The organism is Janthinobacterium sp. GW821-FHT03A03 (genome assembly GCF_059421435.1).
The window spans coordinates 44451-65051 of the sequence record NZ_JBWKUZ010000010.1; the positions used below are offsets into that span (position 1 = coordinate 44451).

The following is a 20601-nucleotide window of genomic DNA, read 5'->3' on the forward strand; positions in this document are numbered from 1 at the left end:
CGCACCTAAACGCACACAATCACGCCAGCATGCGGCCCACGCCCGCCGTCACGCTCACGCACAAGGCCGTAATACCGGCCGCCCAGACGATCTTGACCAGCAATGGTGCGCCGCGCCAGGCCACCGTGCGCTTGCCCTTGGCAAAGGCGCCCGGATGCAGCAGCCAGCCGATCGCCATCAGCGGCATGCCGATGGGCGGCGTGCGGCCGGGCACGGTGGAGCTGAACAACAGGAAAATAAAGCACAGGCAAAAAACGATGCCCAGGGTGCCCAGCAGTTTTTGCTGCGCAGTCAGATATAACCAGTTCAACATGGAATGCTTTCTAGGGAAATTAGGTGGGGCGCGCCAGGCCCGTCATGGCCGGCAATTGCAGGATCGCTTCCGCGTTGGAGGAAGAAAAACAGCGGTCGGCCGCCGCCAGATACGGCAGCCATGCATACTGCAGGTGCTCGCGCGGGCTCAGGGTGATGGTGATGTCGCGCGGCACTTGCACGCTGAACACATGTTCCGTGTTGCGCGTCACGCCGGGCGCATAGCGGTGGCGCCAGATCGGGTAAATCTCATACACATTCGACAAGTTCCAGTCGCGCAGCACGATGTCGTGTCCATCGGCGACGATGCCGGTTTCCTCGGCCAGTTCGCGCGCGGCCGTCTGCAGCAGCGGTTCGTCGACGGCGTCGACGGAACCGGTCACCGATTGCCAGAAACCGGGCTGGCCAGCGCGCTCGATCAGCAAGACCTCAAGATCAGCCGTATGAATGACGACCAGCACGGAAACGGGAATTTTATGAGTCATATCAACAATGAAAAAGGCGCCACGACAGCGCCTTTTTTTGCATAGCGGATCAAACAGCGGCCGCCGGGGCAGCCGCATGCTTCATTACACTACTTTAGGCTCGGCGCCGCGCAAACGGATGTGCAGTTCGCGCAGTTGCTTCTCGTCCACTTCCGACGGCGCTTGTGTCAGCAGACACTGGGCGCGCTGGGTTTTCGGGAAGGCGATCACGTCGCGGATCGAATCGGAACCCGTCATCATGGTCACGATACGGTCCAGGCCGAATGCCAGGCCGCCATGCGGCGGCGCGCCGTATTGCAGGGCGTCGAGCAGGAAGCCGAACTTCAGCTGCGCTTCTTCCGCGTCGATCTTCAGTGCGCGGAAGACCTTGCTTTGCACTTCTTCGCGGTGGATACGGATCGAGCCGCCACCCAGTTCCCAGCCGTTCAGGACCATGTCGTAGGCCTTGGCGATGCAAGCGCCTGGATTGCTTTCCAGCATGTCTTCATGGCCGTCTTTCGGCGCCGTGAACGGATGGTGGGTCGCCGTCCAGCGGTCCGCTTCTTCGTCGTGCTCGAACATCGGGAAGTCGACCACCCACAATGGCTTCCACACGTCCTCGAACAGGCCGGCTTTCTTGCCGAAATCGCTGTGGCCGATCTTCACGCGCAGCGCGCCGATGGCGTCGTTGACGACCTTGGCCTTGTCGGCGCCGAAGAAGATCAGGTCGCCGTCTTGCGCGTTGGTCAGTTCGATGATCTGCGCCAATGCCGCGTCGTGCAGGTTCTTCACGATAGGCGATTGCAGGCCGTCGCGGCCCTTGGCTTTTTCATTGACCTTGATGTAGGCCAGGCCCTTGGCGCCGTAAATGGCGACAAATTGCGTGTAAGCATCGATTTCCGAGCGTGGCATGGCGCCGCCGCCTGGTACCAGCAAGCCGACGACGCGGCCGTTCGGCATGTTGGCCGCACCGGAGAAGACCTTGAAATCGACGTCTTTCATGACTTCGGTCAAGTCCGTGAAGGCCAGCTTGACGCGCATGTCCGGCTTGTCGGAGCCGTACAGGCCCATGGCCGTCGCGAAGTCCATGACCGGGAACGGGTTCGGCAGGTCGATGTTCAGCGTGTTCTTGAAGACGACGCGTATCATGTCTTCGAACAGGTCGCGGATTTCCTGTTCCGTCAGGAACGAGGTTTCGCAGTCGATCTGCGTGAATTCAGGCTGGCGGTCAGCGCGCAAGTCTTCGTCGCGGAAGCACTTGGTGATCTGGTAGTAACGGTCGAAGTTAGCAACCATCAACAGTTGCTTGAACAACTGTGGCGATTGTGGCAAGGCGAAGAAGTTGCCCGCGTTCACGCGCGACGGCACCAGATAATCGCGCGCGCCTTCCGGCGTCGACTTGGTCAGCATCGGCGTTTCGATGTCGATGAAGCCCAGCGCGTCGAGGTACTTGCGCACTTCCATCGTCACCTTGTAGCGCAGGCGCAGGTTGTTCTGCATTTGCGGGCGGCGCAGGTCCAGCACGCGGTGCGTCAGACGCGTCGTTTCCGACAGGTTGTCGTCATCGAGCTGGAACGGCACGGGCACGGACGGGTTCAGCACTTCCAGCTCCGAGCAGACCACTTCGATCTTGCCCGACTTCAGGTTGTTGTTGATCGTGCCTTCGATACGGTTGGTCACGACACCCGTCACGCGCAGGCAGAATTCATTGCGCACGGCTTCGGCGACCTTGAACATTTCCGCTTGTTCCGGGTTGCAGACGATTTGCACCAGGCCTTCGCGGTCGCGCAAGTCGATGAAGATCAGGCTGCCGTGGTCGCGGCGGCGATGTACCCAGCCGCACAGGCTGACGGTTTGTCCCAGCATGGCTTCGGTAACGAGGCCGCAGTATTCAGTACGCATAGACATAAAATTCTCAGTTCAGGTTAGTGAGTGTTCAATCCGGCCACGTCCCGCGCGGGACGCCTGCCTTTATTCTTTGGCTGCCGGGGCCGGTACAGCAACAACTTCCGCAGGCGCCACCACGCCCATCGAGACGATATATTTGAGCGCCGCGTCGACGCTCATGTCGAGTTCGACGACATCGCTGCGCTTCATCATCAGGAAAAAGCCTGACGTCGGATTCGGCGTCGTCGGCACGTACACGCTGACAAAGTCGCCCACCAGGTGGTTCGCCGCATCGCCGCCCGGCACGCCGGTCAGGAAAGCGATGGTCCAGGAGTTCTGGTGCGGATACGGCACCAGCACGGCCTTGCGAAAGGCATTGCCCGACGGGGAAAACAGGGTGTCCGATACTTGCTTGACGCTCGAATACAGGGAATTGACGATGGGTATGCGTTGCAGCAATTTTTCCCACAGTTTCACCACGTAATTGCCGACCAGGTTATTCGTCAGCAAGCCCGTGAAGAACACGATCAGTACCGTCAATACCGTGCCCAGGCCGGGAATGGTGCTCAGCGGGGGAACTTGGTGGCCGAACCAGACGCTGGGCTTCGTACTGCCGGGCACCAGCAGCAGCGACTGGTCCATCGTGCTGATGACCAGATTCAGGACCCAGGCCGTAATGGCCAGCGGTACCAAAATCAGTAATCCGGTAATAAAGTATTTACGCATCGGTTTCTCGGTAAGGGATCGTCTCGGCGGCGCTTTTCAGTCCGCTTTCGGCGCAGCGGCGGCGGCCGCCGGCGCAGGTGCAGCAACGGGCGCGCTCTCGGCAGCAGGAGCCGGCTTGGTGCTGTCGGCCGGGCCCGTCGGAATAGCCGTGGTGGGCGCCGTGCCGCCGCGGAAATCGGTCGCGTACCAGCCTGTGCCCTTCAATTGGAAACCGGCAGCCGTCAATTGTTTCTTGAAACTGGGCTTGCCGCACGACAGGCACACCGTCAGCACTGGATCGGAGATCTTTTGCAAGACATCCTTGGCAAAACCACACTCGTCACAACGGTAAGCGTAAATCGGCATCTCTACTCCGAGAAAATCATCAAAACCCTGAATTATAAAGCTTTTCCGCCATTCCCAGCGGAAAATGCCCGGCCGCGGCCTTTGCCGCCTCAGTCCGCCCGGCACCGCCAGCTCATCCAGCGCTCCCGGCCCGCAAAGACGGCGATGGAATCGCTGACGGCTTCATCGGCCAGGCAATCGAAATGCGGCGCCAGCAAGGCGTTTAGTTGCTCACGAGAAATTCCGAACGGCGGTCCCTTGGCATTGTCGTCAAAGAAAAAGTAACCGGCCAGCATGGCGCCCGGCGCCAGCAGCTGCGCCCAGCGGGCCGCCACCTGGGGCCACATGGCGCGCGGCATGGCGCACAAAAAGGCCCGCTCATAGATCAGGTCCAGCGGCGCGTCCGGCTGCCAGGCAAAGAAATCGGCCTCCTCCACCTGCCCTGCCCGTTCGGCCAGTTGCCCGCGCGCGGCGGCCACGGCAGCCGGCGAAAAGTCGATGGCCGTGGCATCCCAGCCGTGATCCAGCATGAAAGCGAGCTCATAGGCGGAACCGCAGCCGGGAATCAGGCAGCGCAGCGGCGCCGGGCTGCCTGCCACGAAGCTGCGCAGCCGCGCGGGCACGCCGCCCTGGTCCCAGGGCGTGAATTGCTTTTCGAAGCGCTCGTCCCAGAAGGCGGGAGACAGCGGATCGCGGTTATGGAAGTCAGTCATCACTTACGTCCTCAGCCTTTAAAACGGCAATTGATGCCAGCGCATGTACACTTGCAAGCCCAGCGCGCCCAGCGCAAAGGCGCCCACGAAGTACACGATAAAGCTCAGCAAGCGGTTTGTCTGGCGTTGCTCTGCGAGCAAGGTTTTCATCAGTTCCACATCGTTTTCACGCGGTTCGCCATGCACGGTCAAGGCCTGGTGCAGCAAGCGCGGCAGTTGTGGGAAGATGTGCGCATAGCGGGGCGCCTCGGCGCGCAGGCGCTCCATGAAGCCTTGCGGACCCACCTGGTTGCTCATCCATTTTTCCAGATACGGCTTGGCCGTCTGCCACAGGTCCAGCTCCGGGTCCAGCTGGCGCCCCAGGCCTTCGATATTGAGCAGGGTCTTTTGCAGCAGCACCAGTTGCGGCTGCACTTCCACGTTGAAGCGGCGCGAGGTCTGGAACAGCCGCAGCAGAACTTGTCCGAAAGAAATATCCTTCAGCGGACGGTCGAAGATCGGCTCGCAGCAGGCGCGCACGGCCGCTTCCAGCTCGTCCACGCGCGTATCCTTGGGCGCCCAGCCCGATTCGATGTGCGCCTCGGCCACGCGCTTGTAGTCGCGGCGGAAGAAGGCGAGGAAGTTTTGCGACAGATAATCCTTGTCGTAGTCGTTCAGGGTGCCGACGATGCCGAAATCGAGCGCGATGTAGCGGCCGAACGATGCGGGCGCGATCGACACGAGAATATTACCTGGGTGCATATCCGCGTGGAAAAAACCGTCGCGGAACACTTGCGTGAAGAAAATTTCCACGCCATCGCTGGACAGCTTGCGCAAATCCACGCCGGCCGCCACCAGGCGGTCGATCTGCGACACGGGAATGCCGTACATGCGCTCCATGACGATGACGCTGCTGGAGCAATAATCCCAGTGCATTTCCGGCACCAGCAGCAAGTCCGAATTGGCGAAGTTGCGGCGCAGCTGGCTGGCGTTGGCCGCCTCGCGCATCAGGTCCAGCTCGTCGTGCAGGTATTTGTCGAACTCGCCCACGACTTCCTTCGGTTTCAAACGCTTGCTGTCGGCCCACAGGCGGCTGATCCAGCCGGCCGCGATGTGCATCAGCGCCACGTCCTCGTCGATCAGCTTTTTCATGCCTGGACGCAAGACCTTCACGGCCACTTCCTTGCCGTCCTTCAAGGTAGCAAAATGCACCTGGGCAATCGAGGCGGACGCCACCGGCTCACGCTCGAAGCGGGCAAACAGCTGATCGGGATGCGCGCCCAGCGATTTGGTGATCTGCGCGATGGCCAGGTCGGAATCAAAGGGCGGGACCCTGTCCTGCAAGCGCGCCAGTTCCTCGGCGATATCGGGCGGCATCAGATCGCGCCGCGTCGACAGCACCTGGCCGAATTTGACGAAAATCGGGCCCAGCTCTTCCAGCGCCAGGCGCAGGCGCAGGCCCCGTGGCGACGACAGGTCGCGCCAGAAAATCAGGGTGTCGATCAGCTTGGCGGTGCGGGGAACTTGCAGACCAGAAATCGCTATCTCATCCAGGCCGTACTTGATGGAAACACGGATGATTTTAAACAGGCGCAGGAATTTCAATATCATGTAGACAAATCCGGTGAGGAGGGCTGCGGCTGGGCGGCGGCGGCCGCCTTTTCCAGCCGGGCGAGGCGCTTGGCCAGGCGTTCGACGTCATCGCGCACGCGCGTCACGCCGGCGGAATAGTCGTGCAAGGTGGTGGGACGGATCAGCATGGGCTGTTCGTCCAGAAAGTATTCGGCCACGTTTTCCGCCAGCTTTTGCTGGCCCGTGCGGACAAACGCGACGGCGTCCCTGGCCCCGGCGACGAGGCGCGTGGCGAGGATGGGGCCGAGCAGCTTTTCCAGGTCGTGCTCGGCTTCCCAGCGCAAGCCCTGGCTCAATTGCGAAATCGCATTGGCAAACTCGGCATCGCCTTCAATTTTCACGTAGGAAAACGCCCGCTCGCGGTTTTGCAGGATCAGCGGCACATCGGACAATTTCACGCGGATGGTGACGCTGGCAGGCACGTCGGCCGGCGCGTTTTCCAGCAGGCCGGCGCTGTCGACGCGCATGCGCAAGGCCACGGCGCCCGCATCGATGCAGGCCAGCTTGCCGGCGTGCACGGCCAGCTGCTGGCGCGCCCATGGCTCCTGCGCCAGCAAATGGTTGATCGTCGCGATGACGGGAGTCATCAGGGAGATGTCGGAAAGTGGTGCCATCATGTGCTGCGCTTTGCGCGCCCTTAAAAAGAAAAAACCGCCCGTATGACAACGCGGGCGGTTCCGATCTTACCAGTTCAGCAGGAAATATCCCTCAAGCACCACGAATTGACCGTGGGCTTAAGCTGCTACTCAGGAAACTATTATCATCAACCCAACTGTTGAATACCTGCCAAGACCCAGCCGCTATTGCCGCTGACGGGTTTCGACATATTCCACACTTCCGCAAACGGTTCCGCCGCCGCGCCTGGCGCGGAGCGGATCATGCCCGTAAACTTCACGCTGGCCAGGTAATCGTTGACACTGGTCTCGATGCCCAGCAATTCGGCGTCGATGGTGACCACGTCCGTGAAATCGGCCTGCGCGCCCCGTTCCTGGATCTGCATGCGCAGTTCCGCATACACTTCCGGCGACGTGAATTCGCGGATATCGTTGATGTCCGCCTTGTCCCAGGCCGCTTGCAGGCGAATGAAGTTGCTTTTCGCGTGGCGCAGGAAGGCATCCTTGTCGAAGTCGGCAGGCACGCCCCATGGCGCGGCCGCAGGCGCCGGCTTGTCCAGGCCTACGCCGGACGAGACGGGCTGCAGCGGCGGCAGCGGCGGGATGCGCGAACCGATGTCGGGCACGTTGTTGACCGGTGCCGGCTGGTTGCCGCCAAAGCCCGCAAACGGCGCATTGCCGGCGCTGCTGTTACTGTCGCGCTTGCCGCGCACCATGCGGTAGATGAAGAAGGCCGCGCCGGCCAGCAAAGCCACCATCAGCAAGGTGCTGATCATGCTGGCCAGGGCGCCGCCCAGGCCGAAATGCGACAGCAAGGCGCCCAGGCCCAGGCCCAGCAGTGCGCCGCCCAATAGCCCCTTCCAGCGGCTAGGCGCCTTGGCGGCGGGTGCCGGTGCGGGCGCCGGCGCAGGCTGCGCCTGGCGTGGCGCGGCGGCCGGCGCCGGCGCTGGCGCAGGAGCGGGTGCCTGGCGGCCCACGTTCTGCGACTGGCGGCCTATCGAGCGGCCACCGCCCATCGGACGGGCCAGCGCCTCGCCCAGCATGGATACCGTGGTCGCGGCCAGCATCATGCCGACCATAAATTTCTTCAATTTCATTCCATCTCCTAAAATCACCAACGTTGATGCATTACATCTTGATGCCAGTGTGCAAAGCGGCAATGCCTGCCGTCAAATTGTAGTACTGCACGCGCTCCAGGCCCGCCGTTTCCATCATGGTCTTCAAGGTTTCCTGGTCCGGGTGCATGCGGATCGATTCGGCCAGGTAGCGGTAGCTTTCCGCGTCGCCGGCGATTTTCTGTCCGAACCACGGCAAGACCGAGAACGAATACAGGTCGTACGGCTTTTGCAGCGGCGCCGCCACCTTGGAAAACTCCAGCACCAGCAGCTTGCCGCCCGGTTTCAGCACGCGGCGCATTTCCGCCAGCGCCACATCCTTGTGCGTCATGTTGCGCAGGCCAAAGGCCACGCTGACGCGGTCAAAATAGTTATCGGGGAATGGCAGTTTCTCTGCGTCACACAACAAGGTGGGGGTGAGCAAGCCGCGATTCAAGAGGCGGTCGCGGCCCACGCGCAACATCGATTCATTGATATCGGTCAACCAGACTTCGCCCGTAGGGCCCGCCTGCTTGGCAAACGCCTTCGACAGGTCGCCCGTGCCGCCGGCGATGTCGAGCACCTTGAAGCCGGGGCGCACGCCCGCGTTGGCGATGGTAAACGTCTTCCACAGACGGTGCAGCCCGCCCGACATCAAGTCGTTCATCACGTCGTATTTGGCAGCGACGGAATGGAACACCTTGGCGACTTCGCGCACTTTGTCGTCTTCTGCAACTGTTTTGTATCCGAAATGGGTCGTATTGGTCATGGTAGGCAGTCTGTTTGAACTTGCGAGCATTATACAAGCGGCAGACGCATTTCCCCGTGACGCCGGAGAAGGTATTGCCTTTCCACTGCATTCTCTGCCAGCATTGCCGCCTGCGCATACGCCGCCAGCGCCCCGGGCCTGTCGCCCTGGCGGCGCAGCAGGTCGGCGCGGGCCGCGTGCAGATAATGCGAGTTGGCAAGGCTGGGCACGGCTTCGAGCCGCGCCAGCCACGCCAGCCCGTGTGCGGCGCCATGCGCCATGGCGCAGGCGATCACGGCATTGAGCAAGATCAAGGGCTCCGGCTTGTGCCGCAGCAAGGCACCGTACAGGGCGCTGATCTGGCGCCAGTCCGTCTGGCTGGCGATTGCCGCCCGGGCGTGCAGGGCGGCAATCGCCGCTTGCAACTGGTACGGCCCGGGCGTCCGGACGGCCATCGCCTGCTCCAGCAACGCCAGCCCTTCCGCCACCAGCTCGCCATCCCACAGGCGGCGGTCCTGCTCTTCCAGTGTCAGCAACTGGCCCTCGGGCGAGAGGCGGGCCGGGCCGCGCGACGCCTGCAGCAGCATCAGGGCCAATAGCCCCCGCACTTCCGGCTGGCCCGCTTGCAGGCTATCGAGCAGCCGCCCCAGGCGCAGCGCTTCCGCGCACAGATCCGCGCGCAGCAGGCTATCGCCGCCGCTGGCGCAATAGCCTTCACTGAAGACCAGGTAAATCACATGCAGCACCTGCGCCAGGCGCGGCTGCAATTCTTGCTCCGCTGGCAACTCGAACGGGATGCGCGCTTCGGCGATCTTGCGCTTGGCGCGCAATACGCGCTGCGACTGGGACGCTTCGGCCACGCCGAAGGCGCGCGCGATCTGGGCCGTGGACAAGCCGCACAGGGTGCGCAGGGCCAGCGCCACCTGCGCCTCGGGCGCCAGCGCGGGATGGCAGCAGATGAACAGCAGGCGCAAGCGGTCGTCCTCGATGGCGTGCGTTTCATCAACCATGGTCGCCGGCAGGCAGGACAGCACGGCGTCGGCATCGCCGACGCTCTTGCCCGCGCGGCGCACATGGTCGAGCGCCGCATGGCGCGCCACGGCACTGAGCCAGGCGGCAGGATTGTCGGGGATGCCTGCCTGCGGCCACAGTTCCAGCGCCTTGCGGCACGCCTCCTGCAGCACGTCTTCCGCCAGCCCCAGGTCGCCAAAGCGACGCATCAGGCCGGCCAGCACCCTGCCCTTTTCCTGGCGAAAGACGTATTCGACGGCCGCGATGGCGTCGCCGGCCATGCTCAAGCCGTGACGGGGCGCACTTCGATGGTGCCCAAGGACGCCGCCGGGCAACGCCCGGCCCAGGCCAGCGCCTCGTCCAGGTGGGCGCAGTCCAGCAGATAGTAGCCGCCCAGCTGCTCCTTGGTTTCCGCGAACGGCCCGTCCGTGATGACAGGCTTGCCATTGCGCACGCGCACGCTGGTGGCGCTGCCCACGGGCGCCAGCTCGGCCCCGCCGCGCAGCACGCCGGCCGCTTCCAGCGCCTGCGTGTAGCTGGCAAAGTCGGCCATCAGGCTGGCCATCTGGCCCTCTGCCATGGCGGCATAGCGCGCCTCGTCGGCGTAGATCAGGATCATGTATTCCATAGTCTCTTCTCCAAAAGAAAAATGCCCGCAAGCGCGGGCATTCATACGACGAATGGATATGCGGCAATCCGACAAGCTTACCGCATTATTTTTAATTCAATGTTGATGACCGCAGCCGCCGCCATTGCCGCCGCTACCGCAGCCGCCGCCGGACGATTGCTTGACCGTCATGTCGGCCTTGGCGTCGCGGCCGCTGTCACCGGGGTAGCCGGCAGCCGCCAGCTGGTCCAGGTAGGCTTGCCACAGGGTCGCTTGCTCCGCGCCCAGCTTGTACAGATACGCCCAGGTGTACAGGCCGGAGTTGTGGCCATCGCTGAAGGTCGGCTGCACGGCGTAGTTGCCGACAGGTTCGATGCCCGTGATGCCCACCAGGTGCTTGCCGAGTTGCAAAGTTTCCTGGCCCTTGCCATGGCCCTGCACTTCGGCCGACGGCGAGTACACGCGCAGGTATTCGAACGGCAGCGCAAATGTGCTGCCATCGTCGAATGCCACGTCGAGCACGCGCGACTGGTTGTGCACGGTCAAGCCGGTCGGTTGCGGTGTTGCTGTTTTTTCAGTCATGACGATACTTTATGCGGATAAACGTTGAATGATGGCGGCGCGCAAGGCCGGCAGCAGGGCGCGGCGCGCGGCCAGCACCTCGGGCGCCGTTTCGCGCTGCACCACGGCCCAGCTTGGATTGGGGAAATGCGCATCGTCGCGGTAGCGGGGAATCACGTGCCAGTGCACATGCGGCGTCATGTTGCCGAAACTGGCCACGTTGACCTTTTCCGGCTGCATTACTTCGCGCACGGCCAGCTCGACTTGCCACACGACTTCCATCACGTAATTGCGCTCGCCCGGCGTCAAATCCGTCATTTCCTTCACATGTTTGTTCCAGATCACGCGGCAAAAACCGGGGTAGCTTGGGTCGTCGACGGCCACCACGGACAGGCGCTCGCTGCGCCACAGCAAGGATTCACAACCCTGCTTGTTGGCGTAGCCGTCCAGCAAGCTGCACAGATCGCAGGTGGAACTCACACCAGCACCCGTTCGATGCCGCCGTCATTGGCGCGTTTCACGTAATCCGGCATCCAGTTCTCTCCCAGCAAGTGTTTGGCGATCTCGACGACGATGTAATCGGCCGTCGTGCCCGAATCGTCATTGTAGCGCGACAAGCCTTGCAGGCACGACGGGCAGCTGGTGAGGATTTTGACGTCGCCCGTGAAACCGTCGCCGCGCAGCTTGTCGGCGCCCTTGACCATCTCTTCTTCCTTGCGGAAACGCACTTGCGTGGAAATGTCGGGGCGCGTGACGGCCAGCGAGCCCGATTCGCCGCAGCAACGATCATTCTTCTCGATCTTCACGTTGTCTACCGTGCTGATCAGGGAATTGATGGTCTTGCCCGATTCCTGCAGCTTCATCGGATTGTGGCAAGGCTCGTGGTACATATAACGCGTGCCATTGACGCCTTCCAGCTTGACCTGTTTTTCCAGCAGGTATTCATGGATATCCATGATGCGGCAGCCGGGGAAAATCTTTTCAAACTGATACGTTGCCAGCTGGTCGTAGCAGGTGCCGCAGGACACCAGCACTGTCTTGATGTCCAGGTAATTGAGCGTGTTGGCCATGCGGTGGAACAGGACGCGGTTGTCCGTCATCATCTTCTCGGCCTTGTCGAACTCGCCCGCGCCCCGCTGCGGATAACCGCAGCACAGGTAGCCAGGCGGCAAGACCGTCTGCACGCCCACTTCCCACAGCATCGCCTGCGTCGCCAGGCCCACTTGCGAGAACAGGCGCTCCGAACCGCAGCCGGGGAAGTAGAACACGGCTTCCGTATCGGCCGTCGTCGTCTTCGGATTGCGGATGATCGGGATGACCTTGTCGTCTTCGATATCGAGCAGCGCGCGCGCCGATTTCTTCGGCAGGTTGCCCGGCATCTTCTTGTTGATGAAATGGATCACCTGCGCCTTGACGGGCGGCTTGCCCGTCGATGGCGGCGGCGCCTTGGTTTGCTTTTTCGCAAACTTCTTCAACAGATCGTGGCCCAGGCGCTGCGCCTTGTAACCCCAGCCGATCATGACCTTGCGCGTGGCGTTGATGGTCACGGGATCGGTGGCGTTGAGGAACATCATCGTTGCCTTGGTGCCCGGATTAAAGCTCTTCTTGTCCATCTTGCGCAACAAATTGCGCATGTTCATCGACACGTCGCCGAAGTCGATGTTCACGGGGCAAGGCGTCACGCATTTATGGCACACCGTGCAGTGGTCCGCCACGTCCTCGAACTCTTCCCAATGCTTGATGGAAATACCGCGACGCGTCTGTTCTTCGTACAAAAAGGCTTCGATCAGGGACGAGGTCGCCAAAATCTTGTCGCGCGGCGAGTACAGCAAGTTGGCGCGCGGCACGTGGGTCGAGCACACGGGTTTGCACTTGCCGCAGCGCAAGCAATCCTTGACGCTGTCGGCGATGGCGCCGATATCGCTTTGCTGCATGATCAGCGATTCGTGGCCCATCAGGCCGAACGATGGCGTGTAGGCATTGCGCAAGTCCGCGCCCATGCCCGGCAGGTTCAGCAGTTTGCCCTTGTTGAAACGGCCTTCCGGATCGATGCGCTGCTTGTAGCTGCGGAAGTCGCCGATTTCTTCTTCCGTCAGGAACTCCAGCTTGGTGATGCCGATACCGTGCTCGCCGGAAATCACGCCGTTCAGCGAGCGGGCCAGGATCATGATGCGGCCCACGGCCTGGTGGGCGTCCTGCAGCATTTCGTAATTGTCCGAGTTGACGGGCAAGTTCGTGTGCACGTTGCCGTCGCCCGCATGCATGTGCAGCGCGACAAACACGCGGCTACGCAGGATGCGCGCGTGGATGGCCGTGGCCTCGTCGAGGATCAGCTTGAAGGCGGCGCCATTGAAGATCTGGCGCAGCTGGGCGCGAATTTCTTGCTTCCAGGTAATGCGCACCGTGCGGTCCTGCACCACGTCGAACAGGGTGGCGCCCGGCTGCGTTTCCAGGCGCGCATCGAAGACGGGCAGCAGGCGCTCCATGCCCAGCTTGGCCAACTCGCCCTTCACGTCCGCCAGCGGACGGTCCAGCTGGGCCAGCAGATACGTCCAGCGGCGCGTCACTTGCGCCAGCAACTGCTGCGCCTGCTCGGCGCGGTCGCCCAGCATTTCCGCATCGTCGACGCGGTCGTCGGAAGCGTCGTCGCTCTTGCCTACTGGCAAGTTGCCCCTGGCAAAGAACTCGCTCAAGGCGTCCGCCAGTTGCAGTTTATTCTTGATCGACAGCTCGATATTGATGCGTTCGATGCCATCCGTGTATTCGCCCATGCGGTTGAGCGGGATCACGACGTCTTCATTGATCTTGAACGCATTGGTGTGCTTGGCAATGGCGGCCGTGCGGGCGCGGTCAAGCCAGAATTTTTTGCGCGCTTCGGGGCTGACGGCCACAAAACCTTCGCCCACGCGGGTGTTGGCGATGCGCACCACTTCCGACGCCGCTTGCGCAACGGCGTTCTCGTCGTCGCCGACGATGTCGCCAAACAGGGCCATCTTCGGCAGCACGCCCCGCTTCGACTTGGTGGCGTAGCCGACGGCGCGCAGGTAGCGCTCGTCCAGGTGTTCCAGGCCCGCCAGGCGGATCGTCGCGTATTGCTCGCCCTTGGCCGGCAAGCCGTCCAGGTAATCCTTGATTTCCACGATCGACGGGATCGCGTCGCGCGCCTGGCCAAAGAATTCCAGGCAGACGGTGCGGGCGAACTTCGGCATCTTGTGCAAGATCCAGCGCGCCGACGTGATCAGGCCGTCGCAGCCTTCTTTCTGGATGCCCGGCAAGCCGGCGAGGAATTTATCGGTGACGTCCTTGCCCAGGCCCTCCTTGCGGAACTTGCGGCCGGGAATTTCCAGGATTTCCGTCTTGAACGGCGCGTTCGGTTTCGTTGCGTCGCGCGTGCTCGGGTGGCGCCATTCCAGCTGGAAACGTGCCAGTGCGATATCGTGGATCTTGCCCAGGTTATGGTCGAGCCGCGTGACCTCGAGCCAGTCGCCGTTCGGGTCGACCATGCGCCACGACGCCAGGTTGTCGAGCGCCGTGCCCCACAGCACGGCTTTCTTGCCGCCCGCATTCATGGCGACGTTGCCGCCGATGCAAGACGCGTGCGCGGACGTCGGGTCGACGGCAAACACGAAACCGGCCCTTTCCGCCGCTTCCGAGACCTTGTTCGTGATCACGCCGGCGCCCGAATGGATGGTCGCGTATTCGTGCGTGAGGCCCGGCAGGACCGTCATTTCCACGGCGCCCAGGGTAATGAGCTTTTCCGTGTTGATGACGGCCGACATCGGCGTCAAAGGAATCGCGCCGCCCGTGTAGCCGGTGCCGCCGCCGCGCGGGATGATGGTCAGCCCCAGCTCGATGCAGCCTTTCACCAGGCCGGCCATTTCCTCTTCCGTGTCGGGCGTGAGCACGACGAACGGGTATTCCACGCGCCAGTCGGTGGCGTCCGTCACGTGCGAGACGCGCGTCATGCCGTCGAAGCGCACGTTGTGCTTTTCCGTGTAGCGGCCCAGCACCTTGACCGTGCGCTTGCGCAAATCGTAGGTCTTGCGGAATTCGTCGCCAAAGTCGGCCACGGCCTTGCTGGCCGCTTTGAGCAGCAATTCCACATTTCTGCTGCGCGCCTGCGCCACTTCCGGCGCTTCGCCGGCCGCCAGCGCGTCGCCGCCGGCCGCATCGATACTCAAGCGGCGCTTGTCGACTTCGGCCAGGCGGTGATGCAGGGCGTCGATCAAGCCCTGGCGGCGCTTCGGGTTGTCGAGCAGGTCATCCTGCAGATACGGGTTGCGGCGCACGACCCAGATGTCGCCCAGCACCTCGTACAGCATGCGGGCGGAGCGGCCCGTCTGGCGGGCGCCGCGCAGCTCGTCGAGCAGGCGCCAGGAGTCCTCCCCCAACAGGCGTATGACGATCTCGCGATCGGAAAACGACGTGTAGTTATACGGGATTTCGCGCAGGCGGCTTGCTGCGGGACCATTCGGCGTTTCTGCCAGTAAAGCTTGGATTTGTGCGGGAGCGTTCATGGAGTATGGTGACGATGTGGACTGGACCCTAAAGAGCCATTTTATCTTATTGCGCCGCACCATGCGGGAACAGCCTTATGCCGCCCAAGGTTTAAGCGGGGTCATCTCTGCCATAGCAAATATGGCCCACTCGCATTTTTCATGAATAAAAAATCAGCGCACCTGCATTTTTTACATAAAAATGCCAAGAATCGGACTCTACTGCAAACTATCGGCCTGCCTGAAAATGCAGCAAACAGGCGTTGCACCAGCCCCATTCAAGCCAGCATCTGGCCGATCCGGTGCCAGAAACCGTCGGGCACGTACAGCAGCAGGGTCGTCATGGTCAGATAGCGTGCGCACTTGCCGACGGCCATGTAGGCCACGCTGGGCCAGAACGGCAGCTTGAGCCAGCCGGCCAAGGTGCACAGGGGGTCGCCGACGATGGGCAGCCAGGCCAGCAGCATGGTCTTGGCGCCATAGCGGGCCAGCCAGCGGAACCAGCGCGTGTCGCGCTCCCTGGCGAAGGCCTGCTTGGCGCGGTAGCCCATCCAGTAGTCGACGATGCCGCCCAGGGTATTGCCCAGGGTGGCGACGCCGATGGCGGCCCAGAACAGGGCGGGATTGGCCTTGATGACGGCAAACACGGCCGGCTCCGAGCCGAGCGGCAAGAGGGTGGCGGAAATAAAGCTGATCAGAAAGACCGATGTCAGCCCGACTTCCGGCGCTGCGATCAGCTGCAGCAGCCAGGCGATTGCGGATTCGATCATTGAACACTTCGCGATGCGGTAAGGCTCTCCATTATAATGAAGAGCAGCCTGGGCGCCACACACATCGCGCCAACCGGCAGGGGCCCACCGGCCCATAGTTCCACAGAGCATTATTGTTGCCTGGCTATCCGCCCTGCGCAGCCGCTATCGACCGACACGCTCCAGACCCTTTCTGGCCCAGAATCACTTGCTTGCAGACTATGAACATCGACTACCTCAAGAAAATCCTGACCGCCCGCGTCTATGACGTCGCCACCGAAACGCCGCTGGAACTGGCCCCGGCCCTGTCGCAGCGCCTGAACAACCAGATTTATTTCAAGCGCGAAGACATGCAAAGCGTGTTCAGCTTCAAGATTCGTGGCGCCTACAACAAGATGTCCAAGCTCAGCGAAGCGGAACGCAAGCGCGGCGTGATTTGCGCCTCGGCCGGCAACCACGCCCAGGGCGTGGCCCTGTCGGCCGCCCGCATGGGTTGCCGCGCCGTCATCGTCATGCCGACCACCACGCCGCTGGTGAAGGTCGAGGCCGTCAAGGGGCGCGGCGGCGTGAACGTGGAAGTGGTGCTGCACGGCGAGTCCTACACGGATGCCTACAATCACGCGCTGACCCTGGAAAAGGAACAGAAGCTGACCTTCGTGCACCCGTTCGATGACCCGGACGTGATCGCCGGCCAGGGCACGATAGGCATGGAAATCCTGCGCCAGCACGCCGGCCCCATCCACGCCATCTTCGCCCCCATCGGCGGCGGCGGCCTGATCGCCGGCATCGCCGCCTACGTAAAGCAGATCCGTCCCGACATCAAGATCATCGGCGTGCAAAGCGTCGATTCGAACGCCATGGCCCGCTCGCTGAAGGCGGGCGAGCGCGTGACCCTGAACGACGTGGGCCTGTTTGCCGACGGCACGGCCGTGCGCCTGGCCGGCGAGGAAACCTTCCGCCTGGTGCAGGCGTATGTCGATGAAATCATCACGGTCGACACGGACGCCATCTGCGCCGCCATCAAGGATGTGTTTACGGATACGCGCTCCATCCTGGAGCCGTCCGGCGCGCTGGCCATCGCCGGCGCCAAGGCCTATGTGGAGCGGGCCAGCCTGACCAGGCACCCGGTCAACAATGAAACCCTGGTCACCATCGCCAGCGGCGCGAACATGAATTTCGACCGTTTGCGTTTTGTCGCGGAACGGGCCGAGCTGGGCGAATTCCGCGAAGCCGTGTTTGCCGTCACCATGCGCGAACAGCGTGGCAGCTTCAAGCGCTTCTGCTCGCTCATCGGCGCGCGCAATGTGACGGAATTCAATTACCGCATCAGCGATGAAAAAGCGGCGCACGTGTTCGTCGGCATCCAGATTGCCGACAGGCATGAATCGAGTGTGCTGGCGAAAACCTTCGAGGAACATGAATTCAAGACGCTGGACCTGACGCACGACGAGCTGGCCAAGTCGCACATCCGCCACCTGGTCGGCGGCAAGAGCCGGCTGGCGCAGGATGAGCTGCTGTACCGCTTCGAATTCCCCGAACGCCCGGGCGCGCTGATGCGCTTCCTCGACAGCATGGCGCCGAACTGGAATATTTCCTTGTGTCATTACCGCAGCCAGGGCGGCGACGTGGGCCGCATCCTGATCGGCCTGCAGGTGCCGCCCGATGAAATGGGAGAATTCGCCCGTTTCCTCGATACCCTGGGGTACCGTTACTGGGATGAGAGCAGCAATCCTGTGTATAAGCTGTTCCTGGGGTAAAAGAAGGGGGCAGTCGCTTCGCGATCGGAATACGTCCCATCGGGCCGTATTCCCCCTGAGCGTCCGAACCCAGCCGTCGCTGGTGGGTTGAAATAGGCTACCATGCGTGCTTGACCGAATTCACGCCACACGACCATGACCACCACCAACGACCTCGCCGAACAATCTCCGCTGGGCAAAAGCTCCGCCTACCGCACCGATTACGCGCCGGAACTGCTGTTTCCCATTCCGCGCCAGGGCAAGCGCGACGAGCTGGAATTGCGCGGCACCTTGCCCTTCTTCGGCCTCGACATCTGGAATGCCTATGAACTGTCGTGGCTGAACCAGCGCGGCAAGCCGCAGGTGGCCATCGCCAGGATCAGCGCGCCGGCCGATTCGCCCAACATCATCGAATCGAAATCGTTCAAGCTGTACCTGAACTCGTTCAACCAGACCAGACTGGATAGCCCGGAAGCCCTGTTGACCCTGCTCAAACAGGATTTATCGAAGGGCTTCGGCGCCCCCGTGCAGGTGGAACTGACCTTGCAGGAAGATTTTAACAAGCTGAAAATGGGTGAGTTCGACGGCGTGCTGCTCGATCGCCTGGACCTGGAAATCACGCAGTACACGCCCTCGCCGCTGCTGTTGAAGGCGGCGCTGGAGGAAGCGCCCGTGGAAGAAAAACTCGTTTCGCACCTGCTCAAATCGAATTGCCTGGTGACGGGCCAGCCCGACTGGGGCAGCGTGCAGATCGAGTACGCGGGCCCGCAGATCGACCAGGAAAGCCTGCTGCGCTATCTGATCGGTTTCCGCGAGCACAATGAATTCCACGAGCAATGCGTGGAGCGCATCTTCGTCGACATCTTGCGCCAGTGCAAACCACAGAAGCTGTCCGTGTATGCGCGCTATACGCGCCGCGGCGGACTCGACATCAATCCGTGGCGCAGCAACTACAGCACGGGAGTGATGCCGGGCAACCTGCGCAATGCACGCCAGTAACACCACGCGCAGTTGCGAAAAAGCGATGCCGACGAGCATGGTCACTGTGTTTTAAAACAACGTTGCGGTCATGCTTTGCAGCATCATCAAAGCGCCGAAAAGTCGGAAAATCGCCATTTGGCGACGGAAAAAGCGGCGCGCACCGCCTTTTTAATCACGAAATAGCCGGCGCACCCCAGTGTTGGTTTTTTGTTAAAATGAGGACGGCGCGGGGCGACGCGCACACTGCGCCCGCAGCGGGCGTATACTGTTGAGAATTGGCGTTACAGGCCGCGAAAACAGGCCTATAATTCGGCTCGCAAGCCCTCTGCGCATTGCACCATTTCATTGAGTGTCATGACTAATCTTAGCAAAATACTATCCCTCGAAAACGTCTTGCTGGACCTGGAAGTTTCCAGCAAAAAGCGCGCCTTCGAGCAAGCCGGCCTGATCTTCGAAAACAACTACGGCATTGCCCGCTCCACCGTTTCGGACAATCTGTTTGCCCGCGAACGCCTGGGTTCGACCGGCCTGGGCCACGGCGTGGCCGTGCCGCATGGCAGAGTCAAAGGCAGCAAGACCCTGAAAGCCCCGCTGGGCGCCTTCGTGCGCCTGGCCGAACCGATTCCGTTCGAGTCGCCCGACGGCAAGCCTGTCAACCTGCTGTTTTTCCTGCTGATTCCCGATCATGTCACTCAGCAACATCTGGAAATCCTGTCGGAAATCGCCGAAATGTTTTCCGACGACGCCTTCCGCACGGCGCTGGCCACGGATCCGGAACCGAAATCCGTGCATTCGCGCATCGTCAATTGGCAACCCAGTCTGCAAGCGGCGGGTTAAACTTCAGGTATTCCTCCACTCCTGAAGAAGACTGCCATGTTGCAAACGCCGCTGACGATACAACGCCTGTACGACGATAATCGTGAAAGTCTGCAACTGGGCTGGTTCGCCGGCTTCCCCGGCGGCGAACGCCTGATCTCGGGCGACGTCTCGTCGGCCGCCGACCAGGTGGGCCACCTGAACCTGATCCATCCGGGCCGCATCCAGGTCTTCGGCCACCAGGAAATCAATTACTACCAGCGCCTGAAGGTCAATACGCGCACCCATGTGATCGGCGAGCTGATCGCCGGCGGTCCGCCCGCGCTGATCATCGCGCAAGGACTGGAAACGCCGCCCGACATCCTCGCCATCTGCGACGAACAAAACATCCCCCTGTTCTCGACCCCGCTGCCGGCCGCGCAGGTGATCGACTTCCTGCGCGTCTACCTGTCGAAAAAACTGGCGCAGCGCATCATCATGCATGGCGTGTTCATGGACGTGCTGGGCGTGGGCGTGCTGATCACGGGCGATTCGGGACTGGGCAAGAGCGAACTGGGACTGGAGCTGATCTCGCGCAGCCACGGCCTGGTGGCCGACGACGCCGTCGAATTCTCGCGCATCGCGCCCAACATGATCGAAGGCCGCTGCCCGCCCCTGCTGCAAAACCTGCTGGAAGTGCGGGGCCTGGGTTTGCTCGATATCAAGGCCATCTTTGGCGAAACGGCCGTGCGCCGCAAGATGCGCCTGAAACTGATCGTCCACCTGGTGCGCCGCAACGCGCTGGAAGAGGAAGTCGAGCGCCTGCCCTTCCTGTTCCCCACGGAAGACGTGCTGGGATTGCCTGTGCGCAAAGTCGTCATCCCCGTCGCCGCCGGCCGCAACATCGCCGTGCTGCTGGAAGCGGCCGTGCGCAATACGATTTTGCAGCTGCGCGGCATCGATACCCTGCAGGAATTCATGGAGCGGCAACGCCTCGCCATGAGTGGCGATTAATGCTGCCAAGGAGTCCGCCCTTGCAAGGGCGAACCGTTGCGCAGGCACGCAGCTGTGCTGCGTGAATTCCCTGCTGCACCAACGCCTCGCCATGAGTGGCGATTAATGCTGCCAAGGAGTCCGCCCTTGCAAGGGCGAACCGTTGCGCAGGCACGCAG

Annotated in this window: 20 protein-coding genes; 4 read left to right on the forward strand and 16 right to left on the reverse strand. The window is 62.0% G+C overall.

All coding sequences use genetic code 11. The annotated features are described in order from the left end of the window. Positions 1-19: 19 nt before the first annotated feature. From AC07VI_RS18480 to AC07VI_RS18555, 16 genes are all read right to left on the reverse strand, one after another. Positions 20-313 (reverse strand): hypothetical protein, encoded by a 294-nt coding sequence (locus AC07VI_RS18480; RefSeq protein ID WP_492992302.1) that lies wholly within the window; start codon positions 311-313, stop codon positions 20-22. Between the two features lie 19 nt (positions 314-332). Further along, positions 333-797: a dihydroneopterin triphosphate diphosphatase gene (nudB, locus tag AC07VI_RS18485; protein ID WP_086147138.1), complete on the reverse strand. Its 465-nt coding sequence runs from the start codon at positions 795-797 to the stop codon at positions 333-335. Between the two features lie 84 nt (positions 798-881). Continuing rightward, positions 882-2684: an aspartate--tRNA ligase gene (aspS, locus tag AC07VI_RS18490; RefSeq protein ID WP_172404828.1), complete on the reverse strand. Its 1803-nt coding sequence runs from the start codon at positions 2682-2684 to the stop codon at positions 882-884. A gap of 63 nt (positions 2685-2747) precedes the next feature. Further along, entirely contained in the window at positions 2748-3389 is a 642-nt protein-coding gene (locus tag AC07VI_RS18495; protein WP_086147136.1) for a DUF502 domain-containing protein, read from the reverse strand. A 36-nt stretch (positions 3390-3425) separates the two neighbouring features. Next, positions 3426-3734, reverse strand: coding sequence for an FmdB family zinc ribbon protein (locus tag AC07VI_RS18500; RefSeq protein WP_086147135.1), 309 nt, complete (start codon positions 3732-3734; stop codon positions 3426-3428). A gap of 89 nt (positions 3735-3823) precedes the next feature. Next, positions 3824-4426, reverse strand: coding sequence for a methyltransferase (locus AC07VI_RS18505; protein WP_492992299.1), 603 nt, complete (start codon positions 4424-4426; stop codon positions 3824-3826). A gap of 18 nt (positions 4427-4444) precedes the next feature. Next, complete coding sequence (gene ubiB / locus AC07VI_RS18510) at positions 4445-6016, reverse strand: ubiquinone biosynthesis regulatory protein kinase UbiB (protein ID WP_086147133.1); 1572 nt, start codon at positions 6014-6016, stop codon at positions 4445-4447. Next, positions 6013-6651, reverse strand: a complete 639-nt coding sequence (locus AC07VI_RS18515) for a ubiquinone biosynthesis accessory factor UbiJ (protein ID WP_226936332.1) — start codon at positions 6649-6651, stop codon at positions 6013-6015. The genes ubiB and AC07VI_RS18515 overlap by 4 nt, the downstream gene beginning before the upstream one ends. A 149-nt stretch (positions 6652-6800) precedes the next feature. After that, entirely contained in the window at positions 6801-7748 is a 948-nt protein-coding gene (locus AC07VI_RS18520) for a Tim44 domain-containing protein (protein ID WP_099375260.1), read from the reverse strand. Positions 7749-7779: 31 nt separating this feature from the next. Continuing rightward, the gene (ubiE, locus tag AC07VI_RS18525) at positions 7780-8514 is read right to left on the reverse strand and encodes a bifunctional demethylmenaquinone methyltransferase/2-methoxy-6-polyprenyl-1,4-benzoquinol methylase UbiE (RefSeq protein WP_034753359.1); all 735 of its coding nucleotides are present in this window, start codon (positions 8512-8514) and stop codon (positions 7780-7782) included. Between the two features lie 29 nt (positions 8515-8543). Beyond that, positions 8544-9785: an RNA polymerase sigma factor gene (locus tag AC07VI_RS18530; protein ID WP_099420132.1), complete on the reverse strand. Its 1242-nt coding sequence runs from the start codon at positions 9783-9785 to the stop codon at positions 8544-8546. Positions 9786-9787: 2 nt separating this feature from the next. Next, positions 9788-10132: a YciI family protein gene (locus tag AC07VI_RS18535; protein WP_086145775.1), complete on the reverse strand. Its 345-nt coding sequence runs from the start codon at positions 10130-10132 to the stop codon at positions 9788-9790. A gap of 96 nt (positions 10133-10228) precedes the next feature. Then, on the reverse strand, positions 10229-10693 hold the full coding sequence (locus tag AC07VI_RS18540) for a gamma-butyrobetaine hydroxylase family protein (protein WP_492992295.1): 465 nt from the start codon (positions 10691-10693) through the stop codon (positions 10229-10231). Between the two features lie 9 nt (positions 10694-10702). Continuing rightward, a complete protein-coding gene (locus AC07VI_RS18545) occupies positions 10703-11152 on the reverse strand; it encodes an HIT family protein (protein WP_086145774.1) in 450 nt (149 codons plus the stop codon). Further along, on the reverse strand, positions 11149-15189 hold the full coding sequence (locus AC07VI_RS18550; protein WP_086145773.1) for a DUF3683 domain-containing protein: 4041 nt from the start codon (positions 15187-15189) through the stop codon (positions 11149-11151). Before AC07VI_RS18550 ends, AC07VI_RS18545 begins: the two co-directional genes overlap by 4 nt. Positions 15190-15446: 257 nt before the next feature. Then, positions 15447-15938 (reverse strand): YqaA family protein, encoded by a 492-nt coding sequence (locus tag AC07VI_RS18555; RefSeq protein ID WP_099375263.1) that lies wholly within the window; start codon positions 15936-15938, stop codon positions 15447-15449. A 200-nt stretch (positions 15939-16138) separates the two neighbouring features. Here AC07VI_RS18555 and ilvA point away from each other — a divergent pair, with 200 nt between their 5' ends. The 4 genes from ilvA (at position 16139) to hprK (ending at position 20443) form a co-directional block, all read left to right on the forward strand. Beyond that, the gene (gene ilvA / locus AC07VI_RS18560) at positions 16139-17674 is read left to right on the forward strand and encodes a threonine ammonia-lyase, biosynthetic (protein ID WP_086145771.1); all 1536 of its coding nucleotides are present in this window, start codon (positions 16139-16141) and stop codon (positions 17672-17674) included. A 135-nt stretch (positions 17675-17809) separates the two neighbouring features. Continuing rightward, on the forward strand, positions 17810-18652 hold the full coding sequence (gene queF, locus AC07VI_RS18565) for an NADPH-dependent 7-cyano-7-deazaguanine reductase QueF (protein ID WP_086145770.1): 843 nt from the start codon (positions 17810-17812) through the stop codon (positions 18650-18652). Positions 18653-18988: 336 nt separating this feature from the next. After that, the gene (locus AC07VI_RS18570; protein WP_071079718.1) at positions 18989-19471 is read left to right on the forward strand and encodes a PTS sugar transporter subunit IIA; all 483 of its coding nucleotides are present in this window, start codon (positions 18989-18991) and stop codon (positions 19469-19471) included. A gap of 36 nt (positions 19472-19507) precedes the next feature. Then, positions 19508-20443, forward strand: coding sequence for an HPr(Ser) kinase/phosphatase (gene hprK / locus AC07VI_RS18575; protein WP_034753337.1), 936 nt, complete (start codon positions 19508-19510; stop codon positions 20441-20443). The last annotated feature ends 158 nt before the right edge of the window (positions 20444-20601 follow it).

Excerpts from the sequence above, each read along its gene's own strand:
- nudB (WP_086147138.1), bottom strand. The coding sequence starts at position 797 with ATGACTCATAAAATTCCCGTTTCCGTGCTGGTCGTCATTCATACGGCT.
- hprK (WP_034753337.1), top strand. The coding sequence starts at position 19,508 with ATGTTGCAAACGCCGCTGACGATACAACGCCTGTACGACGATAATCGT.
- AC07VI_RS18520 (WP_099375260.1), bottom strand. The coding sequence starts at position 7,748 with ATGAAATTGAAGAAATTTATGGTCGGCATGATGCTGGCCGCGACCACG.
- aspS (WP_172404828.1), bottom strand. The coding sequence starts at position 2,684 with ATGTCTATGCGTACTGAATACTGCGGCCTCGTTACCGAAGCCATGCTG.
- AC07VI_RS18530 (WP_099420132.1), bottom strand. The coding sequence starts at position 9,785 with ATGGCCGGCGACGCCATCGCGGCCGTCGAATACGTCTTTCGCCAGGAA.
- AC07VI_RS18550 (WP_086145773.1), bottom strand. The coding sequence starts at position 15,189 with ATGAACGCTCCCGCACAAATCCAAGCTTTACTGGCAGAAACGCCGAAT.
- AC07VI_RS18570 (WP_071079718.1), top strand. The coding sequence starts at position 18,989 with ATGACTAATCTTAGCAAAATACTATCCCTCGAAAACGTCTTGCTGGAC.
- ubiB (WP_086147133.1), bottom strand. The coding sequence starts at position 6,016 with ATGATATTGAAATTCCTGCGCCTGTTTAAAATCATCCGTGTTTCCATC.
- AC07VI_RS18535 (WP_086145775.1), bottom strand. The coding sequence starts at position 10,132 with ATGGAATACATGATCCTGATCTACGCCGACGAGGCGCGCTATGCCGCC.
- AC07VI_RS18500 (WP_086147135.1), bottom strand. The coding sequence starts at position 3,734 with ATGCCGATTTACGCTTACCGTTGTGACGAGTGTGGTTTTGCCAAGGAT.
- queF (WP_086145770.1), top strand. The coding sequence starts at position 17,810 with ATGACCACCACCAACGACCTCGCCGAACAATCTCCGCTGGGCAAAAGC.
- AC07VI_RS18495 (WP_086147136.1), bottom strand. The coding sequence starts at position 3,389 with ATGCGTAAATACTTTATTACCGGATTACTGATTTTGGTACCGCTGGCC.
- AC07VI_RS18480 (WP_492992302.1), bottom strand. The coding sequence starts at position 313 with ATGTTGAACTGGTTATATCTGACTGCGCAGCAAAAACTGCTGGGCACC.
- AC07VI_RS18540 (WP_492992295.1), bottom strand. The coding sequence starts at position 10,693 with ATGACTGAAAAAACAGCAACACCGCAACCGACCGGCTTGACCGTGCAC.
- AC07VI_RS18505 (WP_492992299.1), bottom strand. The coding sequence starts at position 4,426 with ATGACTGACTTCCATAACCGCGATCCGCTGTCTCCCGCCTTCTGGGAC.
- AC07VI_RS18515 (WP_226936332.1), bottom strand. The coding sequence starts at position 6,651 with ATGGCACCACTTTCCGACATCTCCCTGATGACTCCCGTCATCGCGACG.
- AC07VI_RS18555 (WP_099375263.1), bottom strand. The coding sequence starts at position 15,938 with ATGATCGAATCCGCAATCGCCTGGCTGCTGCAGCTGATCGCAGCGCCG.
- ilvA (WP_086145771.1), top strand. The coding sequence starts at position 16,139 with ATGAACATCGACTACCTCAAGAAAATCCTGACCGCCCGCGTCTATGAC.
- ubiE (WP_034753359.1), bottom strand. The coding sequence starts at position 8,514 with ATGACCAATACGACCCATTTCGGATACAAAACAGTTGCAGAAGACGAC.